Genomic DNA, 14245 nt, shown 5'->3' on the forward strand with positions numbered 1-14245 from the left:
TTAAGTAATTTAAAGCTTTGAAAATATTATGAGAAAAACTGAAGTCTATCAAATTCGCCTGGATTCCCAAGAAAAGAAACAGGCTTTTGCAGTATTTAAGCAATTAGGGATTACACCCGCTCAGGCAGTGCGGCTGTTTTTTAAACAGGTTGTTATTACCAAGTCAATTCCTTTCTCCATCGAGAACCAGAATATCGATCTGGAGCAGCTGATTAAATTGCGCAAACTGAAGCAAAATGAACTGAGAGCAGAGCAAGCCCTTCATCCGGTTACTACTGCTCAGGCAGCAGATCATCAAGAACTGGTTGCAGATGATGATCATCTTGATTTATTTGAAGAACTTAATGCAATTTTGGGTGAAAGCGACAAAATTTAACATTGTTGCACTTAGGAACAATTCTTAAGTCCCTCCTCTGGCTAATTTCGCTATGCTTTATGCTAATGATCAAGCAAAATTAGCATGGAGTAAGCCAATGATTGTACGACGTGCCCAGTCGGAAGATCTGCATAATCTGGCTGTTTTATTTGATGAGTATCGCCAGTTTTATGGTGCTTCTTCCAATTTCGATCTTTCCCATCAATTCCTGAAACAGCGTTTTGAAGATGGTCAAACCGTTATTTTCATTAATACTAAAGATGAGGCCTTAATTGGCTTTATTGTGCTGTATTTAGGTTTTTCCTCAGTTGCCTGTTCCACTTATTATATTTTGGATGATGTTTATATCAGCCCGGCTTATCGCCGTCAGGGCGCAGCCAAACAGTTGATTGATACAGCAGTTTTATTTGCCAAACATCAACAGGCCTTAAGAATCAGTCTGGAAACCCAAAAGAACAATTACCAGTCCCACCACTTGTATGAATCCATGGGATTTGTTAAAGATGATGAGTTTCAGACTTACCACTGCTTTTTAAAATAAACCTTTTAACTTGAGCTTGTTATTCTGAACGGAATTTTGCCTGAGCCACCTGTTCTTCGGTCAAATAAATCCATTCCCCATCCCCCAAGTCATTACATGCCAATGCCCCAATCTGGGCACGATGTAGCTGCTCAACTTTATTTCCCACTGCAGCCAGCATACGCTTAACCTGATGATACACCCCTTGATGAATGGTCATTTGTAAACGTTTTTCATCCAGACGACTGATATGGGTCGCTGCAAAGATACCTTTTTCATTTCTTAGCTCAACTCCCTGTTCCAGCTGCTGAATCTGCTCCGTTGTAATCGGATCGGCTGTGGTCATCTGATAAACCTTTGCCACATGCTTTTTCGGGTGCGTCAGGGCTTGCAGAAACTGACCATCATCTGTCAGCAGTAACAGCCCGGTGGTATCCTGATCCAGACGACCCACACATTGCAGGCCGCGATTCAACAGAATGTCGTCAAACAGGTCAAAAACACTGAAGTGATGTGTGGCCTGATGGGAACATTCATAGCCTTGAGGCTTATTTAAAGCGATATAGACTTTTTCCCGGTAGCGATGTTCATGACCATAGACACTAAATATAAGGTCTTGCAGATTGAGCTTATATTTGGGTTCATCGATGATTTCTCCCTGAATTGAAACAGCACCATTCTTAATTAGTTGCTGGCAATGCTTACGTGAACCGAAACCTTGTGATTGCAACATTTTCTCTAATAGCATCTGTTTGAACCTGCTTAAACGGGAGATAGGCGCATTCTATACTGAAATTCCATCAAGATTCTGCGCTGTCCGGTTTTTCTCCCCCTCTCAGGTTAAAAAGCCTATAATCCTGTGAAGTTTCATTTTTCTATCTCTTATGTCCCAACTTGATTTAAACCTGATTGTTCTTTTGGTTTTACTGGCTTGCGGTATATTTAGCCATAATAGTGCAGTGACCATTGCTGCAGCGGTGCTGATTGTACTTAAAATTACGCCACTGCATGACCTACTTCCTTATGTTCAGCAGCACGGGCTAAATATCGGGATTATTATTTTAACGATTGGCGTATTGGCCCCGATTGCGAGTGGAAAAATTCCTGGGGAAAGCATTCTGAAATCTTTTCTTAGCTGGAAATCTTTACTGGCGATTAGTATTGGTCTTTTTGTGGCCTGGCTCGGTGGACGTGGGGTCAAACTGATGGCAAATCAGCCAGATGTAGTGGCCGGCCTGTTGATTGGTACAGTCGCAGGTGTAGCTGTCCTGCGTGGCGTACCGGTGGGACCATTGATTGCAGCCGGAATTTTATCGTTATTGATTGGAACCAGATAATGGGAGTGAATTCGCATCAAGTGTAACAAAGCGTAATCTAGGAAAAAGAAGATGTTTTGAAACATCCCTGTTGTAGCTTCCTGGCATATCCATTTATCGCAGCCATGTACTCAATAATTTCCGTTCCAAAGCTTAAGCAGTCACCTATTAGAATAGTTTTAAGCCCTTTGGATAAGCATTTCAATCCGGTAGTTTTTTCCCACAATGTGGACAATAAGCATAGTGTTCCCGCTCTTGCTGTAATGCTTCTTCGCGTTGCTCACGCATCAATTGAAAAATAATATCCTGCGTCTGCTCCATACTCAGCCCGACCTCTTTGCGAATATTTTCAATTTTCTCTTGATCAATCAATAAATCGATTTCAGCATTTTGTAATAATTCTCTAAACTTTAATTCCAGATTTTGTTTACGTTGTTCTAGCTCATGCGTTAAACCCGTGGCTAAAATACCCGCCGGCAACGCGGCTAACCCTACCCCTAAAATGGTAATAAGTGCACCTAAAAAACGCCCTACAGGCGTAATAGGGGTCACATCTCCATACCCCACAGTGGTGAGTGTGACCACCGCCCACCACATAGAAGCCGGAATTGAAGTAAATACCTCTGGTTGCGCCTTGCTCTCAACCACATATATACAGGCGGCTGCCATGACAATCATGATGCTCAAAATAAATACGACTGCCTGAAAAGAACCTTTTTCACGTTCAATCACGCGCAAGAGAATTTGCAAGGACACAAAATACCGTGTCAACTTTAACAGTCGTAACAGCCGTAAAATTCTGAGAAAACGTAAGTCGATCGGCACCCAAAAATTGATATAAGCCGGTAGAATGGCTAATAAATCAATCATTGCTCCACCGCTTTTTACCCAATTCAGGCGATTCTTCCATGCACTTTCAAAGGGACTCTCTTCGGCGATAGACCAAAAACGCAAGAGATATTCAATGGAAAAAACTAGAATAGAAAAATATTCAAATAAATCAAAAAACAACGAATAAGATTGATAAATATCATTTACTGATTCCAATAATACGGCGCTGGCATTACTAATGATCAGTAAAATTAAAAAATAGTTAATGATCCGGCTAAATTTTGTTTCGTATTCTTCATTATGTAAATTGTTATAAACGAATTTTCTGAGTGAGTACCACGTGGTAAATACCATATTCGTGCAGATTGTGATTGAGAGTACTTTCTATTTTAATCTGTTAATTCAAGTTGAAAAAGATGGAATGCCGGATAAATGATAAAGTATTCATCAAACATCCATCTTCAGTACTTCACGCAAGGTTATTCAACAAACAGTAAGGCCAGACGCACCTGATCATAGCCCATCCGCGGACTGGTCAGCTCGACAATCGGGCGTAATTTAATACTGCCATCATCATTAAAATGATCAGAGTTTTGGCGTTTAGTCAGACGTTTATAAATCTTGCGCACTTGCTCAACCACTTCTTCCCCCGGATGAGCGATTGAAATATCCAGTCCTCGTTCCTTCTGCAAACGGCCCAAATGATTAATAATGGTTGCAGGCGTCAGACCACGTTCTGTCGCAATATCAGCAATTTCATAGCCTTCTTCAAACAGTTCACGGGTTTCATCCAGCGTGGCAGCAGTATAATTGGTTTTAGCGCCACTTTTGGCAATTTTCCTTTCATTACGCTGAATTTCAGTTTCATTCAAGGTTCCGCCGCAGTGACGAATAAAGGCCTTATGCTGAGTAGTCAAATCGACATGGGAAAAATTGGCCTCGGCTTCATCAGACAGTTCCTGAAAACGGCGATCTGCTTTAATCGCCAAACTGTCAAGCTCTAAAGCCTGTTCATTAAAACCTTTCAGGCGTAATCCACTTAAAGTCTTTAAACGTGACAGCGCCACATAGCCCTGCCCTTTTTCAAAGGTATGGTTGAGGTCAATTTCAGCCGCCTCTAATGTCATGCCTTGAGATTTATGAATGGTAATGGCCCAGGCCAGACGTAAGGGAATCTGCTGGAAACTGGCAATGGTTTTACCCGCTTCATTATCGACCGACCAGGTTTCAGGCTCAACAAGCAAGGTGGTTCCATCGGTGAGTTTCACTTTAGGCAGAATGCCATATTCATCATCATCTTCAAAACCAATGACTTCCCCCAAACTGCCGTTGATATAACCCATATCAAAGTTATTTTTCACGAACATCACTTTGGCATGTTTTTTCAGGGTTAAAGCCTCGGGGGCTCTCACGGATGATTTTAAGGTTTCAATCAGTTTTTCATTTCCATCACACTGCGCATCGAACTGCCGTGGCTCCTGATCAATTTCATTCAGATGTTTAAAGTTAATACTGTCCACATCCATGTTATGGGTATACAGACGCGTATAAGTCTCGCCGATTTCTTGCTGACGTGTGCTATGCAGGGCGGCCAGATGCTCCTGCGTAATGGCCTGAGCACGAATCGCATTTAAAATATCATTCAGATAATCATTGCCCTGACGATGCTGCTCAGTCAGATAACACACCCGAAACTTGGCTTCGACCCAAGCTTCAGACATAAAACAGAATTTGTCCCGATTACGCTCATCATTTTTACCCACTGGCGGTAACTGGAAAAAGTCACCTGCTACAATTACCTGAATGCCGCCAAAAGCCTCATCGCTTTCCTTGAAATATTTCAGTACCTGATTGACCAAATTCAGCTGCTTGGCATGCAACATGGAGATTTCATCAATAATCAGGACTTGCGCATTTTCCAGATGTTCTTTTAGGTATTTACGCTCTTTCATGCGCTTTAAGTCTTCGTCAGACAAAAAGTCCTTAATCCCGATACCCGCCCAAGTGTGAATCGTCATTCCGTTCATGTGCGTCGCCGCGATACCGGTCGAGGCCGTAATTGCGACAGAGACCTTACGGGCTTTTAGATAATTGATATATTGATTGAGCGTATAGGTTTTGCCTGCCCCTGCAGAACCGGTTAAAAAGACATTTTCTCCTGCTTTTAATAACTTAAGCGCAGTTTCCTGTTTCATAAAAAGAGATACCCTAAAAGAACGGCTATAGCCTAACGATTTTTGGCGGAAAAGTTAAGCATCACGGCGGAAAAGGCCTAAATCCGGTCAGGCTTGCAGGTTGAGCCAGTCAATAAAATGCTGGGCAATATTGATGTATTCCAGTTCCGCTTTTTGATTGTTCGGATACTCCAGCTGGTCAAAAATTACATGCCCATCCTGTAACTGGCAACCCAAAATCAGCGGTAAATGAATATCGGGATGTGACATCCGAAAGGCCACATATTCTCCTTCAACGATCCGCTGTGCGTAACTTGCAGCCAGACAATTCCTGAATATTCGAGCTTCCTCAAGAATCCGGTCTAAACTTTTTAACTCCTCAAAGCGCCAATTAAAATACAGTAAAAACGGTGCCTGGGTACGTGCTGTCCAGCTCGCTAGGGCAAACTCCTTTTTAAGCTTGGCGACAATTTCTTGTTTCTGAATATGGTTATGCCACGCTACGGCTTGAGCGAACAGGCTGCTCCAAGTCAGATTTTTAGCCACATCAGCATGAGTAGAAAAATATTCCGGTAAATAATCACGCACATAACCATTAAAAACTGACTCACGCACATGCTGGTTCTGCAAATAAAAGCGCTTTCGAAACTCTACAAAAGGAATGCGGTTCCGCTGCAATACATGATAAAAATCGCGGTCCTGCTGTGTCTGCGGGCGAATATAGGCCAGCACATCTACTGGCAGATCCTGAGTGGCTTTATATAAATGTTGCATAAATGCCTGCATGACCCGGCTTAAATTGGTATACACCTTTTTAGTCATATGATCATTCAGTGCCATATCCCGTAATAAGCCTCTCCACTCATCCAGATACAAAATGGAGGGGCTAATGGCAATACGCTGATCTTCATAGGCTTGGCCAGTACCTTTCAGAGCAACCTTCTGATTCTGCTGATGCTGAAACCAGCCATATTGAATCGCATATTGATGCGCACTATGAATGAACAGACGCGCTGCCACATATTGAAAATATTGCAGGGTGGCCAGAATGATTTGTGGATGAATATGATGGCTATCAATAAAGCTTAAAGCGGTCGCGGCCACCCGTACACTGCTGTGCTGAATATTCATGCTCAGCCAATCCAGCACCTCGGCAGACTGTTTAAATAGCCAGTTAACCGTGCGCTTGCAATCAAATAGGGGGAAATTAGCCACCTTTTTTTGCCACAAATAACTGTCATTTTCCAGAAAATTGCGCTTGGATAACAAGTCATCCCGTTGCCAGATCTCGCGGTTCATTAGACGAACAAAGCCCAACAGATTACTTTGCTCTTCAGCATGACGATATAACAGTCGAATATCATCGATATGCTCATTCAGCTCATACAGGTTAAAACGGTTCTCAAAAGATAATGCCATAATCCGGAGAGTCGCCGGATGCAGGAACTCGGCTGCACTAAAACAAAACTCATCTAAACTATCCATCAAGGATTGAATCGACAGGAACTCATTCGACTGTAAGTAGTGTAAGGAAAAAACCTGCTGCAAGCGGTTCAAAATCTCGACAGGAATTTCTTGTCCATGCTGGACATAGGCATACAGCAACGGTTGATGATACAGCTCTGCCTGAATCATCAGAGAGTCCATAATTTCGGCTTGAACAGCTGATATCTGGCTCAAACATTCAGCAACCCGCTTCGGCCCCTCTACCCAGGCATAGACCTGATCTATAAGAATCTGGCGTAACGACTTGGCCTTGTCTCTTAAAAAAAGTGAATGCTGGGGTTTTAAATCACCGGTTAAAAAGTAAATATCTTGAAAAAAGAAATCTTCCAGTGCTTCGGCTTTGGCCTGTTTAAAATCAAAATGAGCCTCCGCCAAGACATGTGCCCGTTGCTGATCTAAATCCTTGGGCGTATAAAACTGGATATAAAACATTCCATTGAGCAGATCAATCCGGTGCTGCTCTTGATAAATCTTGAACAGGTTTTGCGCATTCAGCTGGCCAATCAGCGCCATCTGATCGAGATAAAGTTCGTTCAGATTGGGGAAAATACTGAGACTTTGTTGAGCAGACTGCTTTAAACGCCGTAGCAGGCTATCCTGTTCCATATATGAATCCCCATCATTTTATTTTTCTATTGAAGCATATTGAGTCATAGGCCTAGAAGCGATTGTCTTTAAAAACAGTTCTGCACGTGCAGGCTTAAAAAACCAATTATTATTTTTAAACTATTTCGACTTACTGTAAAGCAAAGTAAAAATTAAAAAAAGACCGCTAAATGATCTTGCAGACACCTGACAGTAATTGCTTAAACCTCAGAGATTTCGAGTTGTGAACGGTCACAAAAGCTGATCAATTCCTCCAAAGTCTGCCCATGTACAATAGATTACGGCCGCATAGGCTAAAAACAAAAAAGATAAGCGTTGGGAAAAGCATTATTTGAGTATAGCAGCACCTAACAATGGCCATAATCAGCGTACTGCTCATGGCCATTTGATGTTTCTTTTACCCCTTATTCATCATTATCGGAACCGCAATGAGGCTCTAGATATAATGAATTAGCGATGTGCATTGCAGTAGACCTGTAATAGCGCTTCTGGCTTAGGCAACATGCTTTTGTACCAGGATTGAGCCTACAGAATAGCCCGCACCAAATGAACACAGCACGCCATATTCACCATCTTCAACTTCATTTGCAGTACGGTGTAAAGCAATAATTACCCCTGCAGAAGAGGTGTTGGCGAATTCATTCAGAATGATCGGTACCAGACCCGGTTTGGCATTTTCTTTGCCCACCACCAGTTTCAAAATCAGTTCATTCATACTGGCATTGGCCTGGTGCAACCAGAAGCGTTTTACATCTGTAGGTACAATCTGGTTTTTTTCCAGCTGGGCGGTGATCATTTTCGCCACCAGTGGACACACTTCTTTAAAGACTTTACGGCCGTCCTGACGGAAACGCTTATCATCAATATCTGCATTTTCTGAGAGATTCAGGAAACCAAAGTTATTGCGGATATTGTTCGAGAACTGGGTAAAAAGCTGGGTATCCAGAATTTCAAAACCGGTTTTAGTCTCTGTATCTTCAATGATGGAAGCGGTGGCCACATCACCAAAAATAAAGTGACAGTCACGTGAACGGAAATCGGTATGTGCAGAAGTAATTTCCACATTTACCAATAACACACGACGTGCGCTGCCCGCTTTGATCGCATCATGCGCCTGCTTCAAACCAAAGGTCGCTGCTGAACAGGCGACGTTCATATCATAGGCATAGCCCTGAATTCCCAAAGCCGTCTGGATTTCAATCGCCACGGCCGGATAAGCACGTTGCAGGTTGGAACATGACAAAATTACGATATCAATATCTTCAGCAGTTACACCGGCATTTTCCATGGCCTGTTGAGCAGCAATAACGCCCCATTCAGCCTGAAGTGAGATTTCATCATCTGAACGTTCACGTAAATTTGGACGTAAACGTTTCGGATCTAGAATCCCGCTTTTCTCAACGACATAACGGCGCTGTACACCTGATGCTTTTTCAATAAATTCTGCGCTAGAACCACGACGCGCTTCCAGTTCGCCTGCTGCGATCTTGTCGGCATTTTCGTGATTATACAGTTCCACATAAGCATTTAAACTTTCAACTAACTCTTCATTGGTAATGACCTCTTCTGGATGGAACAAGCCAGTACCTGTAATGCGGATGCCCATGTAAAACTCCTTCTCAAAATGACCTATATCTTAACTGATTCCCAGACGTTCCCATACTTTTTGCAGGCGATTTGGAGAAATGGGTGTTTTCGTTTTCATGGGTTGTGAAAACAATGAGATCCTTAACTCCTCGACCATAAAATACAATTCTTTAAGGCGAGCGTCATTTTTAAACTTAAATAATTTTTCCATCCACGGATCAATTTGGTCAATGGCGGAATCATCCCTCTGTAGGTTATTGGGCAAGCGCTCTAAACGCAAGATCAAGGCTTTCAAATAGCGTGGAAATTCCAGCCATACGTCGGATGGTTTCTGGTAAACAAAGTCAGAAAGACTCATCAAATCAAGCTGGTCCTCAATATCATCGATATTTTTTCCAAATATAGAAGCGTCGAGCACCAGGAGTTTACGACGAATTTCCTGCCATTGAATATAAATATCCGTGATCTCTTTGAGCGCAGTTTGCCCATATGTCAGGAAAGATTTTTTTACATCTTCCACTGTTTTTTGAAACTCTTGCACATTGACAGGCAGCTCTTTAACTGACATCTGCAGTGTGGCATAAACTAACATTTGCTCTAACTGGGCTTTGTCTCCCAGAGGCGAATACGCCAGCGCCAACGGTTTGGAAATCTGCTTTTTCAGCTGGCGAACCAGATCACCCAGCTGCATATGCACCAACCGGATAATTCCTTCCCGATGCTGTTTGACGGCCTCAGCCTGATCATTAAAGGTCTGAATGACCACACCAGATTCATCTTTCTGTTCCAGCACAGCAAATTTTTTGCTCGGCACCAGTGCCTGATATTGCTTCACCATCACGCCTGTGACTTTTTGCGAGGCTTCAAAAACAAAGTTTTCCGGGAAGGTTTTAAATTCACCTTTCAGCTGTTTGACCGGACTATGGGTTTCTGTACGGCAACGTGCTTTTAACTCTGTCAGATCACGGCCCTGTTCAATCACACGGCCTTTTTCATCTACCACCTTAATGAGTGGCAGCAGATATTGCTCGACCCGCTCAAAGCTAAAATCTTTTTCGCTGATCTGCTCGCCCCGTAACTGGAAAGCCAGAAAACTGAAAATATGTTCCTGCAAATGTACCGCATCAATCCGGGCGGCCAGCTTTTGCGCTGTATCTGGAATTGGCACCAGAGCACGGCGTTTATCTTTAGGCAGGCTTTTTAATAGCGCTTCAATCAGCTCCAGACGCCAACCCGGAATACCCCATGACCAGACATTTTCATCGACTTGCGGCAATGCCTGTAATGGAATCTTCACCGTCGCCCCATCTTCATCATGACTTGGATCAAAACGGTAGCTGGTGGCCAGACGTAATTCACCATTACGCAAATAGTCAGGGAACTGCTGTGTCGTCGGACGGTCATTTAGCCACAAGGCATCATCATCAACAAACAGATAACGCGGCTCATGTGGCTCGACCGTCGCACGCCAGTCTTCAAAACTGCGGCGACTGGCCACTTCCGGCGGTACTTTCGAGGCATAAAACTGGTAAATCGTTTCTTCATCGACCACCAGATCGCGGCGGCGCAACTTGTCTTCAACTCGCTCCACTTCTTCCAGTTTGAGCAGATTATGCTTCAGGAACGGCGGATTGATGCCCAGATGACCCGTGGTTAAAGCATCGCGCAGGAAAATCTCGTGCGCTGCGGCCTGATCGACTTTTTCATAATTCACCGGACGTTTTGGCTCAATAATCAGGCCAAATAAAGAAATCTGGTCATAGGCATTGACCACGCCGGCTTTTTTCGACCAGTGCGGCTCAAAATAATGATGCTTGAGCAAGTCACGCGCGGCCAGCAAAATCCATTCTGGTTCAATCTTCGCCAAGGTACGCAAATACACCTGTGAAGTTTCGACCATTTCAAAGGCCATGACCCAAGGCGTATTGGTTTTATGTAAGGTCGAAGCCGGGAAAATACGTGCCTTTTGCTGACGCACCGCCATAAATACATTGCGCTCATCGGTCTTATTGGCAATGAAAGAGAGTAAACCAGTTAATAGCGCGCGATGCAGATTCTCATAACTGGTCTTCTTTTCATTAAAAGACAGCTTTAAACCTTTGGCCAGATCCACCAGCTGTTCATGGGTTTTCTTCCACTCCCGCAGACGTAACCAGCTAAGGAAATGATTGCGCGCAAAACTACGGCGTTTATTTTCACTCATGCTTTCGCGGTTATTGTGCAGGGCTTCCCAGAGTTTTAAATAAAACAGAAAGTCGGAATCTGCTTCACGGAATAATGCATGTTTCTGATCGGCCTGCATCTGCTTGTCTGCGGGGCGCTCACGCGGATCTTGTACAGCCAAGGCTGCAACAATAACCAGCACTTCATTCAGCGCACCAAAATGCGCACCACCGAGAATCATCCGTGCCAGCCGCGGGTCAATCGGCATTTTTGCCATCTGCTGACCGATTTTGGTTAATCCACCCTGTGTTCCCCCTTTTTTTAAAGCGGAAGAAGTCGCCGATGGCTTTTCTTCAGTCACTTTAGAAGAACCTTTCTCAGTCATCGCTCCTAATTCAACCAGCAGCTTACGGCCATCATTAACCAGACGATGATCAGGCGGCTCGATAAAATCGAAATTTTCCAGGGAGCCCAGGCCCAGACTCTGCATCTGCAAAATCACCGAGGCCAGGTTGGTCCGCTTAATTTCCGGTTCGGTAAACTCAGGGCGGCTTAAAAAGTCTTCTTCGCTATATAGACGGATACAGACACCTGGCGCAATACGGCCACAACGCCCCTTACGCTGATTGGCAGCCGCCTGGGAAACAGCTTCAATCGGTAAACGCTGCACCCGTGAACGATAGTTATAACGTGAAATACGAGCAAAACCGCTATCAATTACATAACGGATATTCGGAACGGTCAGTGCCGTCTCTGCCACGTTGGTTGCAATGATAATCCGTCGTCCCCCACCGGAAGGATTGAAGATTTTTTGCTGGTCAGCCAACGCCAGTCGGGCATATAAAGGGAGAACTTCGGTATGCCTTGGACCATGTTTCTGCAAAGTCTCCTGCAGCTCACGAATTTCCTGTTCAGTACTGGCAAAAATCAGGATATCGGCATGTTCAGGATGACCTTTTTCCTGCGCATCTTCAAAACACTCTTCAACGGCCCGAACCACAGCACGCGGCAGGTTTTCCTCAAAGTCATCAAACTCATCATCATCACTGCCGCCAATGCTCATTTCTGAAATCGGACGATAGCGGACTTCGACCGGATAGCTGCGCCCTTCCACTTCATAAACTGGTGCACCATTAAAGTAATCACTAAAACGGTTTACATCCAGCGTTGCAGAAGTGATGATAACTTTTAAATCTTTACGACGTGGCAACAGCTGCTTGAGATAGCCCATGATAAAGTCGATATTCAGCGAGCGCTCATGGGCTTCATCAATAATGATAGTGTCATATTTGGTCAGGAAACGGTCGTGGGCCAGCTCTGCCAGTAAAATACCGTCAGTCATCAAACGAACTATAGAGTCTTGTGAACCCTGCTGGTTAAAACGGACTTTAAAGGAAATAGATTCTCCCAGCTTTTCCCCAACCTCTTCGGCAATACGTTGCGAAACACTGCGTGCTGCCAGACGCCGTGGCTGGGTATGACCAATCAGACCCGTCAGCCCCCGACCCGCCAGCATCGCAATCTGAGGTAACTGCGTGGTCTTACCTGAACCGGTTTCACCCGCTACAATAATCACCTGATGCTGCTGGATGGCTTCAATCAGCTTGTCGGCATACTGGCTGACAGGCAGATCCTGATTGAGGTTAATCTCAGGAATGCGCTCAATACGCTGCATGACTTTGGCATGCGATTTTTCAAATAATTCTTCGTATTGTTTTAGATTTGCATCTTTACCTTTTTGGAGTCGATTTAAACGATGGCGGTCGCGCGCCATAACGAGCTGATCTACATTTAAAGGACTCTGCACTGAGAAAACACCTAATATAAAAAGACAATAAACTGCTATTTTACGCTGTATTGCCAGTCAGCGGAAGCTTGGGATTTTTGAATATTTTTATAATTTCCTCAACTAGACCCTTGAATTTTAGGGCCTCAACCTTCATCTTCTTAGGCAGGCTGAAGAACTGCTCTTTTGTCATTCAGTTATCATCTTTAGGTGATTGAATAGATCAAAAAGTCAGATTTGGTGGAATTGTAAACTTTATATTAGTTAATTCGGTTTTTCCGATCTTAATAATGTAAAAATACTGTTTCAGCAATAACAAAAAATCCGTTATCCTTTTGGAAATTAAATACAAACCTCAATCATGGAGACAATGATGAGCTTAATTAATACTGAAGTTAAACCATTTAAAGCAACTGCATTCCAAAATGGTCAATTTATCGAAGTAACTGAAGCTGACCTGAAAGGAAAATGGTCTGTTGTATTCTTCTATCCAGCTGACTTCACTTTTGTTTGCCCAACTGAACTAGGTGACCTTGCTGATAACTATGCTGAATTCCAGAAGTTAGGTGTTGAAATTTATTCAGTTTCTACTGACACTCACTTCACGCACAAAGCTTGGCATGATTCTTCAGAAGAAATCAAAAAAATCCAATACGTCATGGTTGGTGATGCGAACTGGACTCTTGCTAAAAACTTCGACGTATTAATCGAAGCTGACGGTCTTGCTGACCGTGGTACTTTCGTGATTGATCCAGAAGGTAAAATCCAGATCGTTGAAATCAATGCGGGTGGTATCGGTCGTGATGCTCAAGAACTTCTTCGTAAAGTTAAAGCAGCTCAATATGTACACGCTCACCCAGGCGAAGTTTGCCCAGCTAAATGGAAAGAAGGCGATGCAACTCTTGCTCCTTCAATCGACCTAGTTGGTAAAATCTAATTTGTATTAGATTAAACTGATTAAAAAAACCACGCTTTTTGCGTGGTTTTTTATTTAAAAATAAAAATTTTACTTTATCCGGTTAGCCATGATGTGAAAGTGCCAAGCCATAATTGAGAACCTCTTTAAACTTACTGCATATGAAAATTTTTAAATCATCGTTCAAAGGCTCGAAACATCAACTTTTCAAATATCCAGCTGCTTATATTCCTTCCTCCCTGCCAGAGCAATAAACAGGAATAGCACTAGCGCAGATAATGGCAACTATTGAATTGAACGGTTGGGAAATAATAAAAGCATCGGGAAAATCGCAATCATAAAACCCATGAATGCCGTGATCAGTTTTTTATTTAACCTGAGTTCGATATAAAAAAGAGTATAAAAAAAAGCCTTGTATTTGTAACATATTGGTTATCAAGACAAAATGTTATAAAACAAGGCTT

The 14245-nt window shown here is 43.3% G+C and carries 10 protein-coding genes; 4 read left to right on the forward strand and 6 right to left on the reverse strand.

The window, feature by feature from the left end; genetic code table 11:
* The first annotated feature begins 28 nt into the window (after positions 1-28).
* Together NI461_RS05510 and NI461_RS05515 are read left to right on the forward strand one after the other, a co-directional pair.
* Positions 29-376 (forward strand): type II toxin-antitoxin system RelB/DinJ family antitoxin, encoded by a 348-nt coding sequence (locus NI461_RS05510; RefSeq protein WP_151203882.1) that lies wholly within the window; start codon positions 29-31, stop codon positions 374-376.
* A 97-nt stretch (positions 377-473) separates the two neighbouring features.
* The gene (locus NI461_RS05515; protein WP_151203883.1) at positions 474-917 is read left to right on the forward strand and encodes an N-acetyltransferase; all 444 of its coding nucleotides are present in this window, start codon (positions 474-476) and stop codon (positions 915-917) included.
* A 19-nt stretch (positions 918-936) separates the two neighbouring features.
* Here NI461_RS05515 and NI461_RS05520 read toward each other — a convergent pair whose 3' ends face one another.
* The gene (locus NI461_RS05520) at positions 937-1644 is read right to left on the reverse strand and encodes a 16S rRNA pseudouridine(516) synthase (protein WP_151203884.1); all 708 of its coding nucleotides are present in this window, start codon (positions 1642-1644) and stop codon (positions 937-939) included.
* A 136-nt stretch (positions 1645-1780) separates the two neighbouring features.
* On the opposite strand from NI461_RS05520, the gene NI461_RS05525 reads away from it, so the two are divergent.
* Positions 1781-2233, forward strand: a complete 453-nt coding sequence (locus NI461_RS05525) for a DUF441 domain-containing protein (protein WP_151203885.1) — start codon at positions 1781-1783, stop codon at positions 2231-2233.
* A gap of 180 nt (positions 2234-2413) precedes the next feature.
* On the opposite strand, the gene NI461_RS05530 is transcribed toward NI461_RS05525, so the two are convergent.
* The 5 genes from NI461_RS05530 to hrpA all read right to left on the reverse strand — a co-directional run bounded on the left by NI461_RS05530 (position 2414) and on the right by hrpA (position 12886).
* Complete coding sequence (locus NI461_RS05530; RefSeq protein ID WP_174659976.1) at positions 2414-3397, reverse strand: ion transporter; 984 nt, start codon at positions 3395-3397, stop codon at positions 2414-2416.
* Between the two features lie 125 nt (positions 3398-3522).
* Positions 3523-5238: an AAA family ATPase gene (locus NI461_RS05535; RefSeq protein ID WP_253156752.1), complete on the reverse strand. Its 1716-nt coding sequence runs from the start codon at positions 5236-5238 to the stop codon at positions 3523-3525.
* A gap of 87 nt (positions 5239-5325) precedes the next feature.
* Positions 5326-7329: a hypothetical protein gene (locus NI461_RS05540; protein WP_151203888.1), complete on the reverse strand. Its 2004-nt coding sequence runs from the start codon at positions 7327-7329 to the stop codon at positions 5326-5328.
* Positions 7330-7822: 493 nt separating this feature from the next.
* Complete coding sequence (locus tag NI461_RS05545; protein WP_151203889.1) at positions 7823-8935, reverse strand: beta-ketoacyl-ACP synthase III; 1113 nt, start codon at positions 8933-8935, stop codon at positions 7823-7825.
* A 30-nt stretch (positions 8936-8965) separates the two neighbouring features.
* Positions 8966-12886: an ATP-dependent RNA helicase HrpA gene (gene hrpA / locus NI461_RS05550; protein WP_253156754.1), complete on the reverse strand. Its 3921-nt coding sequence runs from the start codon at positions 12884-12886 to the stop codon at positions 8966-8968.
* A gap of 352 nt (positions 12887-13238) precedes the next feature.
* On the opposite strand from hrpA, the gene ahpC reads away from it, so the two are divergent.
* Positions 13239-13802, forward strand: coding sequence for an alkyl hydroperoxide reductase subunit C (gene ahpC, locus NI461_RS05555; RefSeq protein ID WP_005097370.1), 564 nt, complete (start codon positions 13239-13241; stop codon positions 13800-13802).
* Positions 13803-14245 lie beyond the last annotated feature (443 nt).

Origin of the sequence: Acinetobacter sp. S4400-12 (assembly GCF_024129495.1) — a bacterium.
Lineage (GTDB): Bacteria > Pseudomonadota > Gammaproteobacteria > Pseudomonadales > Moraxellaceae > Acinetobacter > Acinetobacter lwoffii_C.